A 23,441-nucleotide genomic window follows, 5' to 3' on the forward strand; every position below is an offset into this window, starting at 1 on the left:
ATGACGGCCTGCCCGCCGCGGTCGAGGCGGGGGAACCCCTCGCGCCGCGACCCCTCGACGTCACGGAGGCCGCACCGACCGGCGGCGCCCCGACCCTGCCACCCGCCAGCCTGACGCCCGCAAGCCTGACGCCCGCTCGGCGCGCCGAGGCGCCCCGCGCACCGTGAGCGACACGTCTCCTGCGGCCGTCGGCCCCGAACTCCAGCGCCTCCGCACCCTGCTCGATGCGGAGCAAGTGAAGCTGGGCGTCAACATCCGCCAGATGAATGCGCCGGGCTCGCCCGTCTATCGCGTGATGCCGAACGTCGCGGTGCCCATCGCGACGCTCCTTCTCAGCGCGCTCGCGACCATCTGGATCCACACCTGGGCCGGCTTCGCCGTGCTGATCGCCGGATCGGGCTGGTGGCTGTGGAAGATCCAGCCGCGCATCAAGGACGACGTCTTCGACCGCAGCGCCGCGCTCGCCCTGTCCGAAGACAGGATGTTCGATGCGCTCTGGGCCAAGGGCGTCCTCTCGCTCTACGCGAAGCTGCCGGACGGAACCGAACGCGCCGCGGCCCGCCGCCACGACTGGCGCGCCTTCGTGCGCGACCTGCCGGGGGCCTGACGCGCGATGCTGTTCATGGTCGTCGAGCGCTTCGCAGGGGGCGACCCTCTTCCCGCCTATCGCCGCCTCCGCGACGCCGGCCGCGCGCTGCCGGAGGGCCTGCGATTCGTGGACAGCTGGATCGAGGCGGGCTTCAGCCGCTGTTTCCAACTGATGGAATGCGACGACGCGCGACTGCTGCAGCGATGGGTGCTGTCGTGGCACGGCACGGGCGTCACTTTCGAGATCGTGCCGGTCGTCCCAAGCCGCGAGGTGCGGGATGTCGTCGCGCCCTTCCTCGACGCCAAGCCGGGGGATCAGGCGGGCGGCTGACCGCGCAGCAGGCCCAGGATCCGCGCGGCGACCGCGTCCCAGCCTCCTGCGTTCCGCACCGCGTCGCGCGCCGCATCGCCCAGCCTGCGCCGCAACGCGGAGTCGTCCAGCAGCCGCCCGATCGCGTCCTGCACCGCAGCGGGATCGGCGCCGTCGCAGAGAACCCCGCTCTCACCGTCGCGCACGGCATCCGCCGCGCCGCCCTCCCGCCCAGCGAGGGAGGGCACGCCGAACCAGGCTGCTTCCAGGTACACGACCCCGAATCCCTCCACCGAATCGCCCTCCCGCCGCGCGGGCATGGCGAAGAGGTCGGCGGCGGCGAGGAGTGCGGGCTTCACCTCCTCCGCGACCCGGCCAAGGAAGCGGACGCGCTCCGCCACTCCCCGCTCCGCGGCCAGGGCACGCAGCCGCGGCGCATCGGGCCCGTCGCCGGCGACGAGGTAGATCAGCCCGGGATGACGCGCGGCGAGGGACGGCAGGGCCTCGATCACCCGGTCCACGCCCTTCCTTGGTTCCAGCCGGGCGAGGGTGAGGAGGACGGGCGAGGCATCTGCCAGGAGCGACGCTGCCTCCTGCCGGGCCGCCTCGGTCGGTTCGGGCTGCGACGGCACGGCGGGGTTCACCACGGTGATAGGTGGCCCCGCGTCGCCGATCACGGCACGGACGAGGTCCGCCGTGTAGCTGGAATTGGCCGCCACGGCAGTCACCGCGGCCAGCGAACGCCGGATGCGTGAACCCTTGCCGGAGCGTGGATGGGACGGGAACTCCATCCCATGCGCCAGCGCCACGATGGGCACGCCGGGGCGGGGCAGGAACTCCAGGCTTTTCCAGGAATCGGCCACGATGCCCGTCACGGAACCCTGCCGCATGATCCGGCGCGCGGCGAGCGCCTTCCAGCGCCGCCGAATCGGCTTCGGGCCGGTGAAGCGTCGAACGGTGTAGGGCGCACCGGCCGGCGCGGCTGCATCTCCGCCGTCGCGGACCCGGTCGGCGAAGACCATGACTTCCTCGCCCGATCGCCCGAGGGCTTCGGCAAGATGCCCCATGACCGACTGGATCCCGCCGGTGTCCGGCGGGAAAGCCTGGGCTAGGACGAGGATCACGCCGCGCCGGTCAAGCGACCACGGGCGATCGCAGCAGGGCCTCGGCCGCGTCGAGCACGCGCCGCACGGGCAGGGCCTCCATCGGGGCACTTCCCGGGGAGCCGTCGGCGAGGACCGCGCGGGCGCGGCGCCCGGCCGGGCCGTATTCGGAGGCGGGGGTCGGACCGAAGAGACCGAGCGTCGGCGTCCCCGCGGCCGCCGACAGGTGCATCAGCCCGGAATCGTTGCCGACGAAGAGCGCGGCGCGGGACAGGCAGGCCGCGGCCTCCGGCAGCGTCAGGGCGCCCACGAGGTCCACGGACCCCGGCAGGGCGTCGAGGACCGGCGTGGCCATCGCGCGCTCCGCGTGTCCCGGTCCGCCCAGCACGGCCACCCGCGCGCCGGCCAGAGGGCCAGTCGTGACGGCACGGGCGAGGTCCACGAAGCGCTCGGCAGGCCAGACCTTGCCGGCCCAGTTGGCGGTCGGGCCGACCAGCAGCCAGGGACCGCCGGGGAGGAGCGCGGCGGCGCGCCCCGCATCCGCCTCGTCCCACCAGGCAACGGGCAGGGGAGGCGGCTCGAGGCCGAGGACGGAGGCGATGTGCCCGAGCCGATGCCCCGGGCGCCGCCCGCCCCGCATCACCGCACGCCGCGCCGCCGGCACCATCCAGCCCAGCGCGGAGCCGCGGAGGTCCACGACCAGATCCCACCGAGTGAAGGCCACGCGCGACCACAGCAGCGGCCAGTGCAACGAGAGCGGCTGCTTCTCGACGACGATCGTCCGTTCCCGCCCCGGCATCCGTGCAAAGACGCCCTCGGCCACCGGGCCGCAGGCGACCGTGATCCGCGCCGCCGGATGGGTGCGGAGAAGGTGATCCAGCAGCCCCGTCGAGAGGACGGCGTCCCCGATCCGGGTGGAGGTGACGAAGAGGATGCGCATCGCGACGGGCGCCCCATAGCACGCGCCGCCCCGGCTTGCAGGGGCGCCCCCGCCGCCCGACCTTTCGGTCATGACAGTCGAGACACTGGCGGGCCGCGGCGTGGTGGAGGTGACGGGGGAGGACCGCGTGGGCTTCCTCCAGGGCCTCGTCTCCGGCGACGTGGCGGGGCCGCTGCCGGTCTGGGCGGCGCTGCTGACGCCGCAGGGCAAGTGGCTGGCCGATTTCCTGATCTTCGCCGAGGACGACCGGCTGCTGCTCGACCTGCCGCGCGATGATGCTGGGCTGGTCGTAGAACGCCTGTCCCGCTTCCGCCTGCGCTCGAAGGTGGCGCTGCGCGACGTGTCCGACGCGCTGACGGTGGAAGCGGGCTGGGATGGTGCGCCCCTGCCGGCCGGTGCCTGGGCCGATCCGCGGCTGCCGCACCTCGGCTGGCGACGCGTCGTGCCCCGGGGCCAGGCGACGGCCGGAGAGGGCTACGACCTGCACCGCCTGACGTTCGGCGTCCCGGACGGCACGCGCGACCTGGACCGGGAGAAATCCGTGCTGCTGGAAGGCGGCTTCGACGAGCTGCGCGGCATCTCCTGGACCAAGGGCTGCTACATGGGCCAGGAGCTGACGGCCCGGACCCGCTACCGCGGCCTGCTGAAGCGCCGCCTGTTCCCGGTCGCGATCGAGGGCACGGCGCCGCCCCGCGACGCGGTTGTCACCTTGGACGGGCGCGAGGTCGGGGAGATGCGGTCGTCACGCGCCGACCGCGGCCTGGCGCTTCTGCGGCTGGACACGGCGGGCGCCGTGCTGACCTGCGGCGATGCGCTGCTGCGGCCGGCGGTGCCGGCCTGGATGCGCCTGACCGAAGCGGCCTGACTGCTCGGACCGGGGGCGCCTACGCCCAGCCCGCTTAGGAGAGGAAGAGACCGACCAGCACGCCATGGCCGACGTCGCCGGCCCCTTGGACATCGTCCTCGACATCCTGCCGCTGGCGGGGAGCCCGGCCTGGGTGCGCACGGCGGCGATGGCGGTCCGACCGGGCGGGCGCGTCATCCTGATGGGCGGCGTCAGCATGGCGGGCGGGACGGGGCTGGAACTTCCCTACCCCTGGCTCATGCGCAACGGCATCACGGTCCGGGGTCAGTTGCTCTACCCGGCCGACACCGTGCCGCGTCTGGTTTCCCCCATCCGCGCGGGCCTCGTCAGCCTGGAGAGGTACGAGGTGACGACCTTCGGCCTCGATCGCGCCGAGGCGGCCGTCGAGCACGCCCCGATGCAGGCCGGGCCGTTCGGGAAGACGGCGATCCGGCCCTGAAGGCACGGCCCGTCAGGGCCGGACCAAGGCGCCGGCCGCATCCCGCGGCGGCCGGCGCGACCTGGCATCGCTATCCGTTCACCACGTCCCCGCCATTCGGGTGCAGCGTCTGACCCGAGATGTAGGAACTGTCGGCCTCCGAGGCGAGGAAGATGTAGGACGGCGCGACCTCGTCCGGCTGCCCCGCGCGGCCCATCTTCGACGACGCGCCGTGCGACGCCACCCGCTTCTCATCGAAGGAGGCGGGGATGAGCGGCGTCCAGATCGGCCCGGGCGCCACGGCGTTGACGCGGATCTTCCGCTTCTCGATCAATTGCCCGGCGAGGCTCCGCGTGAAAGCGAGGATCGCGCCCTTGGTTGACGCGTAGTCCACCAGTTGCGGCGAGCCGCGATAGGCCGTGATCGACGTCGTGTTGATGATGGCGCCGCCATCCGGCATGTGCGGCAGCACGTACTTTGCCATCCAGAAATAGCCGAAGATGTTCGTGCGGAAGGTGCGTTCGACCTGCGCCTCCTCGATGTCGCCGAGGTAGTCCACCTCGTGCTGCTCCGCCGCATTGTTCACAAGAATGTCCACGCGGCCGAGGAAACGGACGGCGTGCGCTACGGCCTCCTTTACGAAGCCGGGGTCGCCGACGTCGCCGGCGATGATCTCGCACCGGCGACCGGCGGAACGGACGTGACGCGCCGTTTCCTCAGCGTCCTGGTCTTCGTCCTTGTAGAGGATGACGACGTCGGCCCCCTCCTTCGCGAAGCCGATCGCGACCGCACGGCCGATGCCGGAATCGCCCCCTGTCACGATGGCCTTCTTGCCCTCCAGCTTTCCGGAGGCCTTCCAGTTCTCCATGTGGGACTGCGGGCGCGGCGTCATCTCGGACTCGCGGCCCGGCTGGTGCGATTGCGACTGCGGCGGCTGAAGTTCTTGTTCGGACATGAGGAGGACTTTCGGAGACGGGGCGGGATGGCGGGGGTGCCACCCGAACGGGTGCCCCATGGCGCGGTTTCCCCGTCTTCGCTTCATCCCGCGTTAGTCTCGGGCCGGCAGTCTGGCTGACATGAGCGCGACCGCGACCGTGGCGGCGCCCGCGGCGGAGCGCACCGCCCGCGCGGGCAAGCCCGTGGCCAAGACCGGTGACTTCAAGCGCGCCCTGGCCCGGGCGCAGGCACCGTTCGAGGTCCGGGTCGCCGCCGCGCCGGATCGGACGCGCTCGCCCGAGGTGGGTCCGACCCCACGGGCCAGCAGCACGGTCGTCGCGCGCGTCCCCGACGCCTTTCGCGACCGGATCGCGGCGCTGGAGAGCGCCGGCGCCGGATGGGCGGCGCGCAACCCGTCCTCCGGCGCGCTGGGCCGCTACCAGTTCGTGCCGGTCGCGTTGCAGGACATTGGCTGGCGCGACGCCTCCGGCGCCTGGACCGAGCGCGCGGCCGCCCACGGTGTGACATCCGAGGAGACATTCCTTGCCTCCCCCGGCGCGCAGGAGGCGGCGATGGCCGCCTATCTCGGCCGCACCGAACGGATGCTGGCCGCGAACCGATCCCTCGCCGCCGCAGGGCAGCAGGTGACGGGCATGGATGGCACGCCGCTCACCATCACCGAATCCGGCCTGGTCGCCGCGGCGCATCGGCGCGGGGCGGGCACCGTCGCGCGGTGGCTGGAGCACCGGACCCGATCGCCGGACGCGCCGCTGCCTGAAGCCCAGCGCACGGCCTTCGCCCAGGTCGAGGCACGGGTGCGGGATTTCGCGACCATCGCCTATGCCGGGCCGCCGCGCGCGGTTGCCGGCGCGTCCGCCGCTGTCCGGTCCTGATCCGCATCGCGCCGCATGAAGAGGACGGGGGTGGTGAGGCCGCCCGGAAGTTCCATCACGCCGTCCTCGACCGCGACGTAGCCGAGGCGCTGGTAGAGCGGCACAGCGAACAGGTTGGCACGCAGGACGAAGCGCCCCTGGCCTGCCGCCACAGCCCGCGCTTCCGCCGCTCGAACCAGCCGCGTCGCCAGGCCCTGGCGCCAGGCGGCGGGGTGCACGAAGACCTTGCGGATCCGCGCGGCGCCGTCCTGCGGCACCCAGCCCGCGGTGCCCAGGGGCGTACCCCTGCGCTCCGCAAGCCAGACGTCGCTGCGCCGCAAGTCCGCCACGTAGTCCGGCGCGGCGACGAGAGCGGCGTGCGCATCCCGCACCGGCTGATCAGAAACGGAAGCGGCAAAGGCCGCGTCGTGCAGCGCACGAACCGCGGGGATGTCCGTCTCGGTCATTGGGCGAAGCGTGAGGCCGGTCATCGGCGGCTTCTCACGGATGCGTGCCCTCGACCGATGCGGGGGGCAGGGGCACATTCGGCGGGCCATGACGCTTCCCCGCCGGACCCTCTTCGCGACGGCCCTCGCGGCTGGCCTGCCGTGCCCCGCCCTTCACGCGCAACCCGCCTTCCCCAGCCGTCCGATCCGCATCGTCGTCGCCTTCGCCGCCGGCGGCAATTCGGACACTATGGCTCGCCTCGTCCAGCCGCGGATGAGCGAGTTTCTCGGTGTCCCCGTGGTGGTCGAGAACCGCGCCGGCGCGGCGGGGGCCCTGGCGGCCACGGCCGTCGTCCAGGCCCCGGCGGACGGGAACACGCTGCTCTTCGACGCCGCGTCCTTCGTGATCGCCCAGTTCGTGCAGCGCAACCTGCCCTTCGACTACGAGACGGCCTTCGCCCCCGTGGGGTCCGTCGCGGACCTGCCCTATCTCCTGGCGGTCGGCAGCCGCACGGGCATCCGTGACCTCGCCGGCTATCTCGACACGACCCGGTTGTCGCAGGACGGCATGGTCTACGGCTCCCCGGGGGTCGGCAACACGGGGCACCTCGCGGGCGTGCTGCTGGCGCACCGGTCCGGCCTGCGGATGGAACACGTCCCCTACCGCGGCGGTGCCGAGGTCGCCCGCGACCTGGCCGCGGGAACCCTGCCCTCCGGCTACCTCTCCGCCGGATCGCTCCGCCCCGTGCTGGAAGCCGGCCGCGCCCGAGCCATAGCGCTGACGAGTGCCGAGCGCCGCGGCGGGATCGAGGGCGTGCCCACCATCGCCGAAGCCGGCTTCCCCGGCTTCGACCTGACGAGCTGGAACGCGATTTTCTGCCGTGCCGGCACGCCGGACCCGGTGCGGCTGCAACTCGAGGCCGCCCTGGACCACGCGACCGCCGATGCCGAGGTGCAGGCGCGCCTCGCCTCGATGGGCGCCGTTCGGACCCCGACCGACTCCGACGGCCTCGCGGCCCGCGTGACGCGGGAGCGGGCGCTGCTGCGGGAGTTGATGCGGGAGACGGGGCTCAGCCTGGGGTAACGCTGGTCGCCTTGGAGAAAGGGCTTTGCCCTCCCTCCAAACCTCCCACCCACCAGGAGGCTCGCCTCCTGGACCTCGATCTATTGAAGGATGCCCTTGGTGATGGGGTCTCTCCACGCGCCTGCGCGGCGTGGAGAGACCCCATTACCAAGGGCGTTCAATGGAGTGGGGTCCAGGGGACGAGTCCCCTGGCGGATGGAGGTCCGGAGGAAGGCAGCGCCTTCCTCCGGGGCCACAAGCGCCCTCCCTCAAGCCGTCCGGTCCCCGCCCCCGCTCAGCGCAGCCTGCGCCGCTGCCAGCCGCGCCACGGGGACGCGGTAGGGCGAGCAGGAGACGTAGTCGAGGCCCACGCTCTCGCAGAAGGAGATCGAGGCGGGGTCGCCGCCATGCTCGCCGCAGATGCCGAGCTTCAGGGCGTTCTTCACCTTGCGCCCCTTCTCGGAGGCGGTCTGCACCAGCGCGCCGACGCCTTCGATATCGATCGAGACGAAGGGGTCCTTCGGCAGGATACCCTTTTCGACGTAGAGCGGCAGGAACTTGCCAGCGTCGTCGCGGGAGAGGCCGAAGGTCGTCTGCGTCAGGTCGTTCGTGCCGAAGGAAAAGAAGTCGGCGCATTCCGCGATCTTGTCGGCGGTGATGGCGGCGCGCGGCAGTTCGATCATCGTGCCGATCATGTATTCGATCGTCGTGCCGGTTTCCGCGAAGACCTGTTCCGCGACCTTCTCGATCTGGGCGCGGCAGATCTCCAGTTCCTTCCGCGTCATCACGAGAGGGACCATGACCTCGGGCACCGGCGCCTTGCCCGTCTCCTTCGCGATGGTCACCGCGGCCTCGAAGATCGCACGCGCCTGCATCTCCGTGATCTCGGGGTAGGTGATGCCGAGGCGACAGCCGCGGTGGCCGAGCATCGGGTTCGCCTCTGCCAGGTCGGCGGCGCGCCGGCGCATGGTCTGGACGTCGGCACCGAGGGATTCCGCGACCTCCGCCATCTCCTCGTCCTTGTGCGGCAAGAACTCGTGCAGCGGCGGGTCGAGGAGGCGGATCGTGACGGGCAGGCCCGCCATGATGCGGAACAGGTCCTCGAAGTCCTTGCGCTGGAAAGGCAGGAGCTTGGCCAGCGCGTCGCGGCGGCCGCCTTCCGTCTCCGACATGATCATCTGGCGCACGGCGCCGATGCGCTCGGGGTCGAAGAACATGTGCTCGGTGCGGCAGAGGCCGATGCCCTCCGCGCCGAACTTGCGGGCGGTCTCGGCGTCCAGCGGTGTCTCGGCGTTGGTGCGGACCTTCATGCGGCGGACCTCGTCGGCCCAGGTCATGAGCGTCGCGAAGTCGCCGGACATCTTCGGCTCGATCATCGCGACGGAGCCGGCGAAGATCTCGCCCGTCGCGCCGTCCAGCGTGATCGTCCCGCCGGCCTGAACGGTGACGCCGCCGGCCGAGAGCGCCTGCGCCGAATAATCCACCACGACGCCGCCCGCGCCGGCGACGCAGGGCCGCCCCATGCCGCGCGCGACGACGGCGGCGTGCGAGGTCATGCCGCCGCGCGTCGTCAGGATTCCGCGCGCCGCGTGCATCCCGTGGATGTCCTCGGGCGAGGTCTCGATGCGTACGAGGATCACGGCCTCGCCCTTGGCCGCGCGCGCTTCCGCCTCATCCGCCGAGAACACGACGACGCCGCAGGCGGCACCCGGCGACGCGGGCAGGCCCCGCCCCAGCAACTTGCGCGGTGCGCTGGGATCCAGCGTCGGGTGCAGCAGCTGGTCGAGGGCCGAGGGGTTCACGCGCTTCACCGCTTCCTTGCGGTCGATCAGCCCTTCCTCCGCCATGTCCACGGCGATCTTGAGCGACGCGGCCGCCGTGCGCTTCCCGTTGCGCGTCTGGAGCATGTAAAGCTTGTTGCGCTGGACCGTGAATTCGATGTCCTGCATGTCCGCGTAGTGCTTCTCGAGCGTCGCGCGGACCGCCACGAGTTCCGCGTAGGCCTGCGGCATCGCCTCTTCCATGCTGCGCTCGCCCGGCTTGGCCTTCAGGCTGGACATGGGCTGCGGCGTGCGGATGCCGGCGACCACGTCCTCGCCCTGCGCGTTGATGAGGTATTCGCCGTAGAAGATGTTCTCACCCGTGCTGGGGTCGCGGGTGAAGCAGACGCCGGTCGCGCAGTCGCCGCCCATGTTGCCGAAGACCATCGCCTGGACGTTGACGGCAGTGCCCCATTCCTCCGGGATATCGTGCAGGCGGCGGTAGGTGATCGCCCGCTGGTTCATCCAGGACCCGAAGACCGCGCCGATCGCGGCCCAAAGCTGGGCCGTCGGCTCCTGCGGGAAGGGGTTACCGGTGACCTGCTGCACCATGTGCTTGTATTCGTCGGCGACGCGGCGCCAATCGTCGGAGGAGAGCTGCGTGTCCTCCGTCGCGCCGGCCGCCATCTTCGCCTCGTCGATGATCTCCTCGAACCGGTGGTGGTCCACGCCGAGGACGACGGAGCCGAACATCTGGATGAAGCGACGGTAGGAATCCCAGGCGAAGCGCTGGTCGCCGGAGGCCTTGGCGAGCCCTTCCACCGTCACGTCGTTCAGTCCGAGGTTCAGGACCGTGTCCATCATGCCGGGCATGGACACGCGGGCGCCGGAGCGGACGGAGACGAGGAGCGGATTGTCGGAGTCGCCGAACTTCGCGCCGACCGCATCCTCGATCCGCGCCAGCGCCGCCTGCACCTGCGCGTCCAGTTCCGTCGGGTACTGCCCCTTGTTCTTCGTGTAGTGGGTGCAGACCTCGGTCGTGATGGTGAAGCCCGGCGGGACGGGAAGGCCGATGGAGGCCATCTCAGCCAGGTTCGCGCCCTTGCCGCCGAGGAGGTTGCGCATGTCGGCGCGGCCTTCGTTGCGGCCGGCACCGAAGCCGTAGACCCACTGCGTCATGCGTCTTGTTTCCTCAGGCTTCGATCTTGGAGAAGTCCGCGACGTCGTTCATGGCGTCGCGCAGCAACGCGAGCAGTCCGAGCCGGTTGCGCCTTAGGTTGGCATCCGGATCGTTCACCGTCACCCGGTCGAAGAAGGCGTCCACCGGGGCGCGGAGGGGGGCGAGGGCGGCCATGGCGCCGGCGAAGTCCTCCCGCGCCAGGGCGGCGGTCGCGGCGGGGCGGGCGGTGTCGAGGGCGGCGCCGAGGGCGCGCTCCTCCCCGAGGGCCAGCATGTCCGGGTCCACCTGGGCGGGATAGGTTGCCTTGTCCTTGCGTTCCTCGATGCGGAGGATGTTCGCGGCGCGGCGATAGGCGGTCAGGAGGTCGGCGCCGTCGCTCGTCGCCAGGAAGTCGCGGACGGCATCGGCGCGGGCGAGGAGGCGGTTCAGGTCGTCGTCGCCGGAGGTGCCGAACACGGCCGTGACGAGGTCGTGCCGGGCGCCGTCAGCGCGAAGTTGGACGCGGAGGCGGTCGGCGAGGAAGTCCATCAGGCCAGCCACAATCTCCGCAAGCGGCAAACTCAGACCCTGACCGAAACTGCCCAGGCGCTTGCCTGTAGCGCGTTCAAGATCGCCCCGCGCGGCGATTTCCGGTTGTGCAGCGACACTCAGGAGAGTGCCCGCGATCGTCATCATAATCTGATCGGGACGATCACTGAACAGAGCAAACTCGAAAACGTCCTTAAGCGGCAGGCGGAGGCCATTCTCCCTAACCATCCGGATGAGGCCCAGTGCGCTACGCCGGAGAGCATAAGGATCGCCGCTGCCCGTCGGCCGCTCATCGACGGCAAAAAACCCGGCCAACTGGTCCAGCTTGTCCGCCAGCGCTACGGCGATCGCGACCGGCTCCGTCGGAACCGCGTCGCCCGGCCCCAAAGGCTTGTAGTGCGCCCCGATCGCCTCTGCGACGCGCGGGTCCTCGCCGCCATGCAGCGCGTAGTAGCGCCCCATCACTCCCTGAAGCTCGGGAAACTCACCCACCATCCCTGTCGCGAGGTCCGCCTTCGCCAGCCGGGCCGCCCGTGCCGCCAATTCCGGGTCGGCCCCCACCATCGGCGCGATATGCCGCGCCAACCGTTCCAGCCGCAGCACCCGATCAGCCTGCGTGCCGAGCTTCGCGTGGAACACCACGCCCTCCAGCTTGGGCAGGAAGTCATCCAGCCTCTGCTGCCGGTCCAGGTCCCAGAAGAACCGCGCATCCGACAGCCGCGCCCGCAGCACGCGCTCGTTGCCCGCGACGATCGCGTCGCCGCCGTCCTTCGCCGCGATGTTCGCGACCAGCGCAAACCGCGCCGCCGCGCGCCCGTCCGGGTGCCGAAGCGCGAAGTAGCGCTGGTTCACGCGCATCGTCGTGCGCATGACCTCCGGCGGTAGGTCCATGAAGGCGTCGTCAATGCGCCCGAGCAGCGGCACCGGCCATTCCACCAACCCCGCGACCTCGGCCAGCAGCCCGCGATCCGGCACGACCTCCAGCCCTTCCACCGCGGCGAGCGCGGCGACGCCGTCCTCGATGATCCGCTCCCGCTCCGCCGCGTCCGGTACGACGTGCCGCTCGCGCAGCCCGGCCTCGTAGTCCGCGCGCCCCGTCACGGCGAAGGGCACGGTGCCCGCCATGATCCGGTGGCCTTCCGTCAGGTCCGCACTCGCCAGCCCGTGCGACGCATCCCCGCCCTGCGCCAGCGAGAACGGCACGACCGCCCCGTCCAGCACGCAGAGGATGCGCTGCAGCGGCCGCACCCAGGTCAGTTCGCTCGTCCCCCAGCGCATGGATTTGGGCCAGGGCAGGCGGCGGATCGCGCGCGGCACGGCTTCCGCAACCACGTGCGCCAGCGGCACCGCCGGGCGTTCCCGCCGCAGCACCCAGTAGCCGCCATCCTCAACGACGTCCTCGCGCGCCGCGCCGTTCTTCTTCAGGAAGCCGGCCAGCGCCGCCTCCGGCGCGCCCGTGCGGGGACCGCGCTCCTCGACGCGCTCGGCAGGAACCTCCGCCCGCAGTCCGTCCACCCCCAGCGCGATGCGGCGCGGCCCGTGGTAGCTCCGGACGGTCCCACCCTCGCCCAGCAGCGGTGAGAGCGTTTCCATCACTAGCGCAAGCAGGTCCTCCGCGGCGCGCGCCTGCATTCGCGCGGGGATCTCCTCCGAGAAGAGTTCGAGCAGGAGGTCGGACATCAGCGGGTCCGCATGTCCGCGAGCGCTTCGCTCACCGCGATCCTCGACGCCTCCTCCGGAGCGACCCGGAGCATCGCCGCGAGCCTTTCATGCTGTTCCAATGTCGCGCCCTGGATGCGGATGGCATCGCCCATGATGACGACGTCCTCGTCGTTCGTCACGCCGCCTCCCCCTTCAGCCATCCCTCGCAGCACCGCTTCGCCAGCGTCCGCACCCGCCCGATGTAGGACGCGCGCTCCGCCACGCTGATCGCACCGCGCGCGTCCAGCAGGTTAAAGGTGTGCGACGCCTTGATGCACTGGTCATAGGCCGGCAGCGGCAGGTCGGCATCGCAGAGCCGAGCGCATTCTTCCTCGGCGTCAACGAAGTGACGGAACAGCTGCGTCACGTCCGCGCGCTCGAAAGAGTAGGCTGAATACTCCCGCTCGTTCCGCAGGAACACGTCGCCATAGGTCAGGCCGGCCGCGTTGAACCGCAGGTCGTACACGCGCTCGACGCCCTGGATGTACATCGCCAGCCGCTCCAGCCCGTAGGTCAGCTCGGCGGAGGGGACGGCGCAGGGGATGCCGCCGACCTGCTGGAAGTAGGTGAACTGCGTCACCTCCATCCCGTCGCACCAGACCTCCCACCCCAGGCCCCAGGCGCCGAGCGTCGGGCTTTCCCAGTCATCCTCGACGAACCGCAGGTCGTGCAGCAGTGGATCGATGCCGATGGCCCGGTAGGACTCGATCAGCATCGTCTGCGGGTCGGGCGGGGAGGGCTTCAGGATGACCTGGTACTGGTAGTAGTGGCCGAGGCGGTTCGGGTTCTCCCCGTACCGCCCGTCCGATGGGCGGCGGGACGGCTGGACGTAGGCCGCACGCCAGGGCTTCGGGCCCAGCGCCCGCAGTGTGGTCGCCGGATGAAACGTGCCCGCGCCCATTTCCATGTCGTAGGGCTGCAGGATCGCGCAGCCCTGGCGCGACCAGTAGGCGTGCAGCGCCAGGATCATGTCCTGGAAGGGAAGCGGTTCGGCCATTCCGTCCGATGCGGCTTACGGTTCGGCCGTTCCTATGACGCCGCGCCGCGCAACCCGCAAGGAAGGCCCGGGCGTGCCCAGTCCCCGGCCGCCGCGCCATCCGTGACCCGCCGTCTCGCGTCGCTGCGGCGGGGAGGGGGACGATGCCAGGCCGGTGCGCCGGCCGTCACCGGGACACCCCCGGCAATGGCCGCCGCGGCCCGGCGCTCGCGCCTGTCGCCGGCCCGATCGCCGTCCCGCCCGCCTGGACGGGGCCGCGACGGGGCTAAAGCCCCAGGCGCGTCCAGGCGGCGCGTGCCTCCGCCGCGGCCAGGGCACCCTCCGCCCAGGCCGCCGGATCGGGCAGGGAAAGGCCGGACGGCGCCCCGGCCGTCAGCAACCGCCACGGAAAGCGCGGCCGCCGGGCACCGAGGGGGACGATCTTCGCCTCCTCCCCGAACCGCCGCCGGACCTCGTCGCGCAGCGTGCCCAGGCGGTCCACCAGCCCCAGTTCCAGCGCCCGCCGCCCGATCCAGAACCGCCCGGTGAAGAGCGGCTCCCCCAGCGCCTCCGCCTTCTTGAGCCGATCGCCGCGCCGCGACTCGACCCATCCGATGAATTCCCGATGCATCGCGGCCAACAGGTCCCGCAGGCGCTCCTGCTGCACCGCGTCCGGCGCGCGGAAGGGATCCAGGAAGGACTTGTCCTCCCCCGCGGTCACCAGGCGCCGTTCCACCCCGATCCGGGCGATCGCCTCCTCGAACCCGAAGCCCGCGGAAATCACGCCGATCGAGCCGATGATGGAGGTCGGGTCCGCCACGATCTCGTCTGCCGCGCAGGCGAGCCAATAGCCGCCGGAGGCCGCCGCGTCCTCGACGACCGCGATGACCGGCACGCCCTTCTTCTCCGCCAGCTGCCGCACCCGCGCGCCGATGAGGGAGGACTGCGCCGCCGACCCGCCGGGCGAGTTGATGACCAGCGCCACCCCCGCCAGCCGCTTCAGGCCGAAGGCCCTCTCCAGCACCGGGTCCAGCGCCGCGGCGGAGAGGGTGGGGCCGGCGAGTCCGCCGGCGCGCGGCGCGATCACGCCGGCCATCCGCACCACCGCAACGATCGGCGGGCGGGACAGGAACGGAAGATTCATCCCGCAGAGGTGCTTGCGCCCCGCAGGGGATCAAGCCATGCGATGGGACATGCGGGTGACGAAACGTGACCTCCTCGCCCTCGCCGCCGTCGTTGCGGCGGTCGGTGCCATGATCCTCTACCGCGCCGTCGGGGTGGAGCCGCGGGAATGGGGCTCGCTCTGCCTCGACCTCTCCCGCGCGCCGGTGGGCTGCTATCCGCGCGCAGGGCTGCTGTGGTTGCAGCATTGGCAGCTCTGGGGCGCCGCGGCGCTGGTGCTGGGATTCTGGTCCTTCCTGCGCGCGCCCTTCGTCGTGCGGCCGCTCGCCGTCGCGCTGGGCGTCATGGCGGTCCTGAACTTCAACGCCACCTGGGGCATGATCGGCGCGGCCCTGGGCGCCTGGAGTTGGGCGGAAACCGTTGCCCGCCAGGGCCGGAGCCAGCCCGCCCGCTGAAGGAGACAGGATGCCCGAATCCCGCGTCATCGTCGTCGGCGCCGGCCCGGTCGGCCTCGTCGCGGCGACCTGCCTGGCGGAGGCCGGCATCCCCGTCACCGTCGTCGAGGCCGAGGAGGCGCTGCCCGACGGCATCCGCGCCTCCACCTTCCACTCCCCCACGCTTGACATGCTCGACCGGTTTGGGGTGACGGACGCGCTGATCGAACAGGGCCTGGTCTGCCCGACTTGGCAGTACCGCGACCGCGAGGCTGGCCCGGTCGCGACCTTCGACCTGACCCTGCTGAAGGACGACACCAACCACCCCTATCGCCTGCAGTGCGAACAGTGGCGCCTGACACGCCTGCTGCGCGACCGGCTTGCGGGCAACCCCGACGTCACCTTCACCTACGGGCTGAAGGCCGCCGCGGTGCGCCAGGATGATTCCGGCGTGACGCTGACCGCGACGGACGCGGGTGAGGTCTCGCACATCATTCGCGGCAGCTTCCTCATCGGTGCGGACGGGGCGCGCAGCGCGGTTCGCAAGTCGCTCGGCATCGGGTTCGACGGGATGACGATCCCCGAACTCTTCCTCACCGTCTCCACGCCCTACCCGTTCCACGAGGCCATGCCGGACCTCGCCAACATCGCCTACCTGTCCGACCCGGACGAATGGCTGGTGCTTCTCCGCAACCGCTCCCGCTGGCGGGTGCTGGTCCCCGCCGATCCGGAGGAGCCGGAGGACCTGATGCTCTCCGACGCGCGGGTCGAGCAGCGGATGCAGGCCGTCCTTCCAAAGGACGGCCCCTACGAGATCGTCCACCGCACCGCCTACCGCGTCCACGAACGGGTCGCCGAGCACTATGCCATGGGCCGCGTCTTCCTCGCCGGCGACGCGGCGCACGTGAACAACCCGCTGGGCGGGATGGGCATGAACGGCGGCATCCACGACGCCTTCAACGTGTCGGAGAAGCTGATCATGGTCTGGCGCGGCGCGCCGCTGGAGACCATGGGCCGCTACGAACGCCAGCGCCGCAAGGTCGCGCTTGACGTCGTGCAGCAGCAAGCGTTGCGGAACCGGGAGATGCTGAACCAGCGCGACCCGGCAGTCCGCAAGGCGCACCAGGATTCCATGCGCGGGATCGTGGAGGACCGGGAGAAGCACCACGCCTTCCTCCTCCGCACCTCCATGATCCAGTCGCTGCGGGACCTGGAGAAGGTCGCTTGAGCGAGTTGGACATCTACGCCCGCCAGGGCATGGGCGCGCGATCCGGCCTCGGCGTCGCGCCCGCGCTGCTGATCGTCGATTTCGTCAACGGCTTCGCAGATCCCGTGCATTTCGGTGGCGGCAACATCGCCCCGGCCATCGAGCACACCCGAGCCCTGCTGGCCTTTGCGCGCGCGCGCGACTGGCCCGTGGCCCATACCCGCGTCGTCTTCGCCGAGGACGGGTCCGATGCCGGCGCCTTCGTGCGGAAGGTTCCGCCGCTTGCGAAGTTGACCGAGGACAATCCGCTCTCCGCCATCGTACCCGCCCTGGCGCCGACGCAGGGCGAGCTCGTCGTCCGCAAGCAGAACGCCAGCGCCTTCTTCGGCACGGGGCTGGCCGGGTTCCTCGCCATGCGGCGCGTGGATACGCTGCTGGTGACGGGCTGCACCACGTCCGGGTGTGTCCGCGCCTCCGTCGTGGATGCGGTATCGCACAATTTCCGCACCGTCGTCGTGACGGACGGCGTGGGTGACCGCGCGATCGGCCCGCACGAGGCCAACCTTTTCGACATGGGCCAGAAATACGCGGATCTCATGACGCGGGCGGAGGTCGAAGGGACCTACGCCTGAGACGCTTCGCGCCGGCCGTCCCTGCGGACGACCGGCGCGGCGCAGAGGCGTCAGGCCGCCATGCGGTTGACCTTGCCCTCGGCGAGCATGGTCAGCTTCTTGTCCGTCGCCTTCTCCTCCGCGAGGTTTTCCTCCAGCACTGCCGCGCAGTCGTTGCGGCCAAGCTGCTTGGCGAAGGCGATCAGCGTGCCGTAGCGCGTGATCTCGTAGTGCTCGACGGCCTGGGCGGAGGACAGCATCGCCGCGTCCAGCACTTCCTTGTCCGACACGTCGCCCATGATCTCCTGCGCCTCGGAGATGATGCCGTCGATCGCCTGGCAGGTGACGCCCTTCACGGGCTGGCCATGCATCTGGAATACCTTTTCCAGACGCGTGATCTGGTTGCGCGTCTCCTGCAGGTGCAGCTCGAAGGACTGCTTCAGCTGCGCGTCCGTCGCCTTCGCGATCATCTGCGGCAGCGCCTTCGTGATCTGGTTCTCGGCGTAGTAGATGTCCTGCAGCGTGTGGACGAAGAGGTCGTCCAGCGTCTTGATCGGCTTCGAGAAGAGGCCCATGGCTTTGCTCCTGGTTCGCGGTTTAACCAGGGCTATAACGCCACGGGCCGGCGGCTGTTGCCCCGCCCAAGTCCGCGCTAGTCCGCCGTAGCCCCCGTTGCCTCGATGACGGGGCGCCACTTCGCGCTCTCCTCCGCCATGAAGCGGGCGAATTCCTCTGGCGTCCCGGGCCGTGGCACCGATCCCAGCCCGGCGATCCGTGCCCGCAGCTCCGGCTCGTTCAGCGACGCCACCGTCGTCTCGCTCAACTTTGCCAGGATCGGTGCTGGCACCGCCGCCGGCGTGACCACCCCGAACCACCCCGTGGAGACGATGGGCACGCCGGCCTCGGTCAGCGTCGGGATGTCGGGGAAGGCCGCGACCCGCTCCGTCCCCGTCACGGCCAGCGGTCGCATCCGCCCGCTCCGCGCCATCTCCGCGACGGCGGAAACCGACTGGAACAGCACCTGCACGCGCCCTTCCATCATGTCCGTGTTGAGCTGCCCCGAGTTGTTGTACGGCACGTGCTGCATCTGGATGCCCGTCGCCAGCCCGAACTGCGCGCCCGCAAGATGCTGCGACGACCCCGCGCCGATCGAGCCGTAGTTGATCTCTCCCGGGCGCAATCGCGCATACGCGATGAACTCCGCCACGCTCCGCACGGGCAGGCCGGGCGACACCACCATCAGGTTCGGCACCAGCGCGATGAGCGAGACCGGCGCGAAATCCTTCTCGGCGTCGAAGGGCATGTTCCGGTACAGCCACCGGTTGACCGCGTTCGACGCGATGGATCCCAGCCCCAGCGTGTAGCCGTCCGGCGCCGCCCGGGCGACGACGGTCATGCCGACATTCGTCCCCGCGCCCGGCCGGTTCTCCACGGCGATGGGCTGTCCCAGCCGGTGCGACAGCCGCTCCCCCAGCAGTCGCGACAGCACGTCGCCCGCCCCGCCGGCCGGGCCCGGCACGATGAAGCGGATGGGCCGGCTCGGGTAATCCCCGGCGCCTCCCTGCGCCCGGGCGAGGCCCGGTGCGACGAGGGCAGCCCCCAGCAGGGCGCGGCGCGTGGCGGTGCCGGTCATGGCAGTGACGGTCACGGGGGCCTCCATGCTTGCGGCGCGGCACCCTGCCCCTATGGTTCCGGCAGGGCAAGGAGGAGCGGGCGGATGCCGGATGTCCAGGGTTGGCGGCGGAAGTTCGGGGTCATCGCCCCCTCCACCAACACGGTCGTCCAGCCGGACCTGGAGGCGATGCGCCCCCACGGCGTCACCAACCACACCTCCCGCATCTTCACGCCCAACGCCGGCGCCGTCAGCAACGAGACCTTCCGCGCCGGCGCCGAGATCATCGCCGCCAACGTGGCCGATGCCGTGCGTTCCGTCATGACCTGCGCGCCCGACTACCTCGTCATGGGCATGTCGGCCGTTACCTTCTTCGACGGCAAGCCGGGCTGCGACCACTTCATCCGGTCGGTCGAGGAGGTCGCAGGCATCGGCGTCAGCGTCGGCAGCGAATCCTGCCGCGCCGCGCTGGAAGCCTATGGCGGCGTGAAGCGCATCGCGATCCTCTCCCCCTACTGGCCCGCGATGAACACTGAGGTCGCCCGCTACTTTGGCGACGTCGGCTTCACCGTCACGCGCGACATCGCGCTGCGCTGCACCTCCTGGACCGCGATCGCCGAGGTCACGGAGGCGCGCTGCATCGAGGCCCTGAGGGAACTGGACGGTGACGACGTGGACGCCATCGTCCAGGTCGGCACGAACCTGTCCATGGTGCGCCTCGCGCCCTACGCCGAGCTCTGGCTCGGCAAGCCGGTGATCGCGATCAACACCGCGACCTACTGGCACGCCTTGCGCACCAACGGGATTGCCGACCGGATGGACGGCTTCGGCCGGCTGCTGTCGGAGTTCTGACGCGGGTTCAGGCGGCCGGCGCGGCTTCGGCCAGCGCCCGCTCGATCCCCCGGATCAGCGCCGGCGCGTCGGGCTCCACGCTCGTCGGGAAGCCCGTCACGCGGCGACCGTCGCGGGCGACGAGGTACTTGTGGAAGTTCCACCCCGGCGCCCCGCCGCCCGCCGAAGCGAGCCAGCGGAAGACCGGATGCGCCGCGCGCCCGCGCACATGGGTCAGGCCCGCCAGCGGAAACTCCACGCTGTAGATTCCCTCGCAGAACTCCTTGATCCTCCGCTCGTCGTCACTTTCCTGGTTGAAGTCGTTGGAAGGGACGCCGATCACCGCGAAGCCGCGCGACGCGAAGCGGTCCTGCAGGCGCTGCAGCCCCGCGTATTGCGGCGTGAAGCCGCAGAAGGACGCGGTGTTGACGATGAGCAGCACGCGCCCGCGGAACTCGGCCAGGCGCATCTCCCCGCCCTCCAGCCGTGTCAGGGTGAAGTCGGCCAGGTTGGGATCGGCGGCCCGCGCCAGGGCGGGCGCCATCAGCGGCAGGGCAAGCAGGGCACGGCGGTCGAGCATCGGGGCACCTCCGGAAGCCATACGGTCGGGATGCAGGTATGGACGCCTCACGCCACGTCCAGGCCCATCCAGCAGACCAGCCGCACGTGCTCCGTCGTAATGGGCGGCAACGGTGCCGGGGGCACCGAGGCCTCGAGCCCCGTGCCGATGATCCAGTCGATCAGGCTCCGGGCCCGGACCTCGTTCGGACGGTCGCGGTCCCGAAAGCGCTCACGGAGCAGCATCTCCTCCCGCCGCGGCCAGGGGGATTCCAGGATGTCGAGCGCCCGTGTCAGCATGCCCGTCTCCATCCCCGGCACCGGATGGGCGCGGAGGAAGGCAGCGACCTGACGGTTCAGCGGCCGCACCGCCGGCTGCAGGTTGGCCGGGTCAGTCAGCGCGTCCCACTCCGTCACGATGTCGGCCTGCGCCGCGGCCCAGAAGGCGAAGATGCCGTCCGTGAGGCCCGCGGGCAGGTGGCGCGGCGTGCCCTCCTCGCAATCCGCGAGGCGAAGGCAGGTCCCGACCTCCCGCACCACCCGGGTCTCGGGATACCAGGCCGCATCCGCCGGCACGAAGCGCAGGAAGGATCGTCGGGAATCCACCGTCTCGACCTCCGCGCAGACGACCACGCCGCGGCGCGTGCCCCGACGGAAGCCACTGCCGACCTGCCCGGGAAGGCTGGTGATCGCATCCCGATCCGACAGCAGGGCGGTGCGGAGGCGCTGCCGGTATTCCTCGCCGGTCTGCGCCGCCGCCTCGGTCCCCCCGCGATCGAACAGCGTCCCATCCTCGGCCTCCAGCCGGCGGATCTCGGCGAAGACCTGTTCGCCGGCCGTCGCGCCGTCCAGCGGCGGCGTCGCCTGCCCGATCGTGCGGATCGCGCTGGTCAGCTTCGCCATGACCCGCTTCTCCAGCGCCAGCAGGTCATCCAGCCGACGCGACGGAAAGACGGTGCGGAGGAACACGCGGGGATGCCGCGACCCGATGCGGTCGATGCGCCCGTGCCGCTGCACCAGCCGCATCGGGTTCCAGGGCAGGTCGTAGTTGATGATGTGGCGGCATTGCTGGAGGTTCATGCCCTCCGCCAGCACGTCGGTCGTGACGAGGATATCGAACAGGTCCTCATGCGGCGTCGGCGGGTCGGAAGTTTCCGGCGCGAAGCCCCAGACCGCGACGTTGCGGCTCACCTCGTCGTCCAGCCCGCCGCCCGCGACGGCAGCGATGCGGCCGGCATAGGCGGACAGGGCCTTGTCCCGCCCGACCTCCGTCCGCAGGGCGCCCCGCAGCCAGTCCACCGTGTCCGCGAAATATGAGAAGACCAGGACCTTCCGGTTGCGCCGCTCATCCTCGTCCGTCGCCGCGTCGCCGCGGGCTTCCGCGACGATCGTCTTCAATTCATTCACGACCTCCCGCAGCTTCGGATCGTCCCGGTCCCGCAGCGCGCCGACGCGGCCGGCGAGACCGGCGAGGATCGCCCGGTCCCGCTCCACCGCGTCCCGCAGCGCGCGCGCGTCGTAATCCGCGGCGTCGGCGAGGTCACCGGATTCCAGCAGGTCGTCGAAGGCGTCCTCGTCACCCGAGAGTTCTCGCAGGAAGGCGGAGGTCACGACCTTGCCTTTCGCCAGCGCGTCCAGGAAGGCGTCGTGTTCCCCGACCATCCGGTCCAGCGACAGCCGGAACGCGTGCGCCGAGGACTCGAAGCGCTTGAGCAGCCCCGACCGCAGAAGGCCGGAAGCAGCGCCGGCGGCCTCCCGCTCCTCCTCCGTCGCGTCCAGCAGGTAGGCGTCGGGCGTGTAGCGGGCGAAGGACAGGACGTGCCGCCCGTGTTCGGGGTCCAGCGCATCGGCCACGGCGTCGAACAGGCCGGGCGCCGCGCGGTCCAGGTCGTAGCGGACGCTGATCGGCACGGCCTTCGGGAACTGGATCGGGCGCTTCACGCCGCCGATCACGATCTCCTCGTTGGAATAGTGCTTCCGCACGAAGGCGCGGGTGCGCTTGACCGTGACGGCATCGATGACCGGGTAGAGGAAGTCGGGCGAGAGGTCGTAGGGATCCTGCCGCGCCGCGTCCTTGAAGCGTTCGTGGAAGTCCACGATGCCCAGCGGCGCCAGAGCGCCGTGCTGCTTCAGGAAGAAGTGCACGAGGTGGTACAGGTCCCACAGCGAGTTGTTCACCGGCGTCGCCGTCAGCAGCACCACGTCCTTCCGCGGCCCGGCCAGCAGCCTTGTCAGAACCTCGGCGCGGTAGGGCGCGCCGGGATTGCGGTAGTTGTGCGCCTCATCCACCACGACCAGCGCGTAATCCTCGATCGGTTCGCCCAGGACCGCTTGCGTTGCGAGCGGGCGGCGCGGATCGTGGAACTGGCGGTCGCGCGACAATTCGTCGAAGGACACGCATTCGATGAAGCGGCTGGTGCCGTACTCGTGCAGGAAGCGTTTCCAGGTCGTGTCGCGCAGAGCGGCGGGGCAGACGAGCAGCGCGCGCTGCCGGTTCCGCGCGCAGGCGTTGAGGATCTCCCCGGCGATGAAGGTCTTTCCCAGCCCGACCTCATCCGCGACGATGACGCCGCCATACTGCCGCAGGATGGTCTGCGCGCGGTGCACGCCGTGCTTCTGGAAGGCCGTCAGCGGGATGTCACCGACCTCCTGCCTCTCCTGATCCAATTCGGCGCCGTAGAGCTGCCAGAGCATCCGCAGGAAGATGAGGTGCGGGGGGTATTCGGCCTCCCCTTCCTCGAACAGCGCGGCCAAGTCGTAGGGGACGGCGTCCTCCCACAGCGCGTCGTACCAGGCGCGGGCCTGTGCGAAGACACCAGGGTCCTGGAGGCCGAGGTTGAGTTCCCGGTTCCTCTCCAGCCCCGCGCGGGTGAGGTTGGAGGATCCGGCGATGAGTGCGGGCTGGAACCCGTCCAGCAGCGTCGCCTTCGCGTGCAGGAAGGCCTTCTGGTACAGCCGCGTCTCCAGCTTTCCCGAGCGAAGCATCCGCGCCATGTCGCGCCGCGCCTGGCGGGAGGCTGCGGAAAACGGCGTGCGGTCGCGTTCCCGCCGCAGGCCACCTTCCAGCGTGCGGATGGCCTCGGCCACCTCACGCCTCTCGAACCGTGCGGGGGCGGGTCGCCGGGACGGCGTACGGCGCGGACGGCTTCGGGGAACGGCTCGGCACCGAGGAGGAGCCGGACCTTCTCGGCCCGGTCCAACTGCCGCGATACCGCGCCGAAGCCTTGCAGCGTCAGGAAGGCCGTGACGAGCGCGACCTCGGCCAGGGCGGGCGTGCTCTCGGCGAAGCCGGACGCGCCGGACGGATCGGGGATGGCACGCCCAAACGCGGCGAGGAGGGTGTTGCCGTCCTGGTTCGTGATGAAGGACGGCGCGCCGGC

General features: G+C 71.0%; 23 protein-coding genes. 10 read left to right on the forward strand and 13 right to left on the reverse strand.

All coding sequences use genetic code 11. The features are described 5' to 3' along the window. The first annotated feature begins 163 nt into the window (after window positions 1-163). Both ACE7GA_RS07955 and ACE7GA_RS07960 read left to right on the forward strand, forming a co-directional pair. Window positions 164-607: a hypothetical protein gene (locus tag ACE7GA_RS07955; RefSeq protein WP_376098078.1), complete on the forward strand. Its 444-nt coding sequence runs from the start codon at window positions 164-166 to the stop codon at window positions 605-607. Between the two features lie 6 nt (window positions 608-613). Further along, entirely contained in the window at window positions 614-919 is a 306-nt protein-coding gene (locus ACE7GA_RS07960; RefSeq protein ID WP_376098081.1) for a DUF3303 domain-containing protein, read from the forward strand. Here the strand turns inward: ACE7GA_RS07960 and ACE7GA_RS07965 are convergent. Both ACE7GA_RS07965 and ACE7GA_RS07970 read right to left on the reverse strand, forming a co-directional pair. Then, window positions 904-2,022 (reverse strand): glycosyltransferase family 4 protein, encoded by a 1,119-nt coding sequence (locus ACE7GA_RS07965; protein WP_376098084.1) that lies wholly within the window; start codon window positions 2,020-2,022, stop codon window positions 904-906. The two genes, ACE7GA_RS07960 and ACE7GA_RS07965, sit on opposite strands and share 16 nt — an antisense overlap. A gap of 10 nt (window positions 2,023-2,032) precedes the next feature. Beyond that, window positions 2,033-2,941, reverse strand: coding sequence for a glycosyltransferase family 9 protein (locus ACE7GA_RS07970; RefSeq protein WP_376098087.1), 909 nt, complete (start codon window positions 2,939-2,941; stop codon window positions 2,033-2,035). Window positions 2,942-3,011: 70 nt separating this feature from the next. Between ACE7GA_RS07970 and ACE7GA_RS07975 the strand changes: the two genes are divergently transcribed. Beyond that, window positions 3,012-3,806: a YgfZ/GcvT domain-containing protein gene (locus ACE7GA_RS07975; protein ID WP_376098090.1), complete on the forward strand. Its 795-nt coding sequence runs from the start codon at window positions 3,012-3,014 to the stop codon at window positions 3,804-3,806. Window positions 3,807-3,870: 64 nt separating this feature from the next. Beyond that, window positions 3,871-4,245, forward strand: coding sequence for a hypothetical protein (locus tag ACE7GA_RS07980; RefSeq protein ID WP_376098093.1), 375 nt, complete (start codon window positions 3,871-3,873; stop codon window positions 4,243-4,245). 70 nt (window positions 4,246-4,315) lie between these two features. Here the strand turns inward: ACE7GA_RS07980 and ACE7GA_RS07985 are convergent, their stop codons facing one another. Further along, a complete protein-coding gene (locus tag ACE7GA_RS07985) occupies window positions 4,316-5,179 on the reverse strand; it encodes an SDR family oxidoreductase (protein WP_376098096.1) in 864 nt (287 codons plus the stop codon). Window positions 5,180-5,300: 121 nt separating this feature from the next. Here ACE7GA_RS07985 and ACE7GA_RS07990 point away from each other — a divergent pair, with 121 nt between their 5' ends. After that, window positions 5,301-6,053: a hypothetical protein gene (locus ACE7GA_RS07990; protein ID WP_376098100.1), complete on the forward strand. Its 753-nt coding sequence runs from the start codon at window positions 5,301-5,303 to the stop codon at window positions 6,051-6,053. On the opposite strand, the gene ACE7GA_RS07995 is transcribed toward ACE7GA_RS07990, so the two are convergent. Further along, window positions 5,999-6,523, reverse strand: a complete 525-nt coding sequence (locus ACE7GA_RS07995; protein WP_376098103.1) for a GNAT family N-acetyltransferase — start codon at window positions 6,521-6,523, stop codon at window positions 5,999-6,001. The genes ACE7GA_RS07990 and ACE7GA_RS07995 overlap by 55 nt on opposite strands. Before the next feature lie 64 nt (window positions 6,524-6,587). On the opposite strand from ACE7GA_RS07995, the gene ACE7GA_RS08000 reads away from it, so the two are divergent. After that, window positions 6,588-7,562: a Bug family tripartite tricarboxylate transporter substrate binding protein gene (locus tag ACE7GA_RS08000; protein ID WP_376098106.1), complete on the forward strand. Its 975-nt coding sequence runs from the start codon at window positions 6,588-6,590 to the stop codon at window positions 7,560-7,562. Between the two features lie 248 nt (window positions 7,563-7,810). On the opposite strand, the gene ppdK is transcribed toward ACE7GA_RS08000, so the two are convergent. The 5 genes from ppdK to ACE7GA_RS08025 form a co-directional block, all read right to left on the reverse strand. Next, complete coding sequence (gene ppdK, locus ACE7GA_RS08005) at window positions 7,811-10,480, reverse strand: pyruvate, phosphate dikinase (protein WP_376098109.1); 2,670 nt, start codon at window positions 10,478-10,480, stop codon at window positions 7,811-7,813. A gap of 13 nt (window positions 10,481-10,493) precedes the next feature. After that, a complete protein-coding gene (gene glyS / locus ACE7GA_RS08010; RefSeq protein WP_376098112.1) occupies window positions 10,494-12,689 on the reverse strand; it encodes a glycine--tRNA ligase subunit beta in 2,196 nt (731 codons plus the stop codon). Then, window positions 12,689-12,850 (reverse strand): hypothetical protein, encoded by a 162-nt coding sequence (locus ACE7GA_RS08015; protein WP_376098115.1) that lies wholly within the window; start codon window positions 12,848-12,850, stop codon window positions 12,689-12,691. The genes glyS and ACE7GA_RS08015 overlap by 1 nt, the downstream gene beginning before the upstream one ends. Beyond that, window positions 12,847-13,707, reverse strand: a complete 861-nt coding sequence (locus tag ACE7GA_RS08020; protein ID WP_376098118.1) for a glycine--tRNA ligase subunit alpha — start codon at window positions 13,705-13,707, stop codon at window positions 12,847-12,849. Before ACE7GA_RS08020 ends, ACE7GA_RS08015 begins: the two co-directional genes overlap by 4 nt. A 265-nt stretch (window positions 13,708-13,972) precedes the next feature. Then, window positions 13,973-14,830 carry a S49 family peptidase gene (locus ACE7GA_RS08025; RefSeq protein WP_376098121.1) on the reverse strand — a complete coding sequence of 286 codons (858 nt, stop codon included), beginning with the start codon at window positions 14,828-14,830 and terminating at the stop codon, window positions 13,973-13,975. Window positions 14,831-14,885: 55 nt separating this feature from the next. Between ACE7GA_RS08025 and ACE7GA_RS08030 the strand changes: the two genes are divergently transcribed. From ACE7GA_RS08030 to ACE7GA_RS08040, 3 genes are read left to right on the forward strand one after another with little or no spacing between them, the layout of a single operon-like run. Then, window positions 14,886-15,263 carry a hypothetical protein gene (locus tag ACE7GA_RS08030; protein ID WP_376098124.1) on the forward strand — a complete coding sequence of 126 codons (378 nt, stop codon included), beginning with the start codon at window positions 14,886-14,888 and terminating at the stop codon, window positions 15,261-15,263. 10 nt (window positions 15,264-15,273) lie between these two features. Beyond that, on the forward strand, window positions 15,274-16,470 hold the full coding sequence (locus tag ACE7GA_RS08035) for an FAD-dependent oxidoreductase (RefSeq protein ID WP_376098127.1): 1,197 nt from the start codon (window positions 15,274-15,276) through the stop codon (window positions 16,468-16,470). Between the two features lie 29 nt (window positions 16,471-16,499). Next, window positions 16,500-17,081 (forward strand): isochorismatase family protein, encoded by a 582-nt coding sequence (locus ACE7GA_RS08040; protein WP_376100161.1) that lies wholly within the window; start codon window positions 16,500-16,502, stop codon window positions 17,079-17,081. 50 nt (window positions 17,082-17,131) lie between these two features. Here ACE7GA_RS08040 and ACE7GA_RS08045 read toward each other — a convergent pair whose 3' ends face one another. After that, entirely contained in the window at window positions 17,132-17,635 is a 504-nt protein-coding gene (locus ACE7GA_RS08045; protein WP_376098130.1) for a ferritin-like domain-containing protein, read from the reverse strand. Window positions 17,636-17,712: 77 nt separating this feature from the next. Then, window positions 17,713-18,708, reverse strand: coding sequence for a Bug family tripartite tricarboxylate transporter substrate binding protein (locus ACE7GA_RS08050; RefSeq protein WP_376098133.1), 996 nt, complete (start codon window positions 18,706-18,708; stop codon window positions 17,713-17,715). A 69-nt stretch (window positions 18,709-18,777) separates the two neighbouring features. Between ACE7GA_RS08050 and ACE7GA_RS08055 the strand changes: the two genes are divergently transcribed. Then, window positions 18,778-19,524 carry an arylmalonate decarboxylase gene (locus tag ACE7GA_RS08055; RefSeq protein WP_376098136.1) on the forward strand — a complete coding sequence of 249 codons (747 nt, stop codon included), beginning with the start codon at window positions 18,778-18,780 and terminating at the stop codon, window positions 19,522-19,524. 7 nt (window positions 19,525-19,531) lie between these two features. On the opposite strand, the gene ACE7GA_RS08060 is transcribed toward ACE7GA_RS08055, so the two are convergent. Both ACE7GA_RS08060 and ACE7GA_RS08065 read right to left on the reverse strand, forming a co-directional pair. Then, window positions 19,532-20,083 (reverse strand): glutathione peroxidase, encoded by a 552-nt coding sequence (locus ACE7GA_RS08060; protein ID WP_376098139.1) that lies wholly within the window; start codon window positions 20,081-20,083, stop codon window positions 19,532-19,534. Between the two features lie 47 nt (window positions 20,084-20,130). Continuing rightward, window positions 20,131-23,148, reverse strand: a complete 3,018-nt coding sequence (locus tag ACE7GA_RS08065) for a helicase-related protein (protein ID WP_376098142.1) — start codon at window positions 23,146-23,148, stop codon at window positions 20,131-20,133. Window positions 23,149-23,441 lie beyond the last annotated feature (293 nt).

The sequence above is a fragment of the Roseomonas sp. CCTCC AB2023176 genome, assembly GCF_042259275.1.
GTDB lineage: Bacteria > Pseudomonadota > Alphaproteobacteria > Acetobacterales > Acetobacteraceae > Roseomonas.

Bases quoted from the DNA above. Each gene is read 5' to 3' on its own strand.
- ACE7GA_RS08025 (WP_376098121.1), bottom strand. From the start codon at position 14,830: ATGAATCTTCCGTTCCTGTCCCGCCCGCCGATCGTTGCGGTGGTGCGG.
- glyS (WP_376098112.1), bottom strand. From the start codon at position 12,689: ATGTCCGACCTCCTGCTCGAACTCTTCTCGGAGGAGATCCCCGCGCGA.
- ACE7GA_RS08000 (WP_376098106.1), top strand. From the start codon at position 6,588: ATGACGCTTCCCCGCCGGACCCTCTTCGCGACGGCCCTCGCGGCTGGC.
- ACE7GA_RS08035 (WP_376098127.1), top strand. From the start codon at position 15,274: ATGCCCGAATCCCGCGTCATCGTCGTCGGCGCCGGCCCGGTCGGCCTC.
- ACE7GA_RS07970 (WP_376098087.1), bottom strand. From the start codon at position 2,941: ATGCGCATCCTCTTCGTCACCTCCACCCGGATCGGGGACGCCGTCCTC.
- ACE7GA_RS07960 (WP_376098081.1), top strand. From the start codon at position 614: ATGCTGTTCATGGTCGTCGAGCGCTTCGCAGGGGGCGACCCTCTTCCC.
- ACE7GA_RS08020 (WP_376098118.1), bottom strand. From the start codon at position 13,707: ATGGCCGAACCGCTTCCCTTCCAGGACATGATCCTGGCGCTGCACGCC.
- ACE7GA_RS07975 (WP_376098090.1), top strand. From the start codon at position 3,012: ATGACAGTCGAGACACTGGCGGGCCGCGGCGTGGTGGAGGTGACGGGG.
- ACE7GA_RS08055 (WP_376098136.1), top strand. From the start codon at position 18,778: ATGCCGGATGTCCAGGGTTGGCGGCGGAAGTTCGGGGTCATCGCCCCC.
- ACE7GA_RS07980 (WP_376098093.1), top strand. From the start codon at position 3,871: ATGGCCGACGTCGCCGGCCCCTTGGACATCGTCCTCGACATCCTGCCG.
- ppdK (WP_376098109.1), bottom strand. From the start codon at position 10,480: ATGACGCAGTGGGTCTACGGCTTCGGTGCCGGCCGCAACGAAGGCCGC.
- ACE7GA_RS07985 (WP_376098096.1), bottom strand. From the start codon at position 5,179: ATGTCCGAACAAGAACTTCAGCCGCCGCAGTCGCAATCGCACCAGCCG.
- ACE7GA_RS08060 (WP_376098139.1), bottom strand. From the start codon at position 20,083: ATGCTCGACCGCCGTGCCCTGCTTGCCCTGCCGCTGATGGCGCCCGCC.
- ACE7GA_RS07990 (WP_376098100.1), top strand. From the start codon at position 5,301: ATGAGCGCGACCGCGACCGTGGCGGCGCCCGCGGCGGAGCGCACCGCC.
- ACE7GA_RS08045 (WP_376098130.1), bottom strand. From the start codon at position 17,635: ATGGGCCTCTTCTCGAAGCCGATCAAGACGCTGGACGACCTCTTCGTC.
- ACE7GA_RS07995 (WP_376098103.1), bottom strand. From the start codon at position 6,523: ATGACCGGCCTCACGCTTCGCCCAATGACCGAGACGGACATCCCCGCG.
- ACE7GA_RS08040 (WP_376100161.1), top strand. From the start codon at position 16,500: ATGGGCGCGCGATCCGGCCTCGGCGTCGCGCCCGCGCTGCTGATCGTC.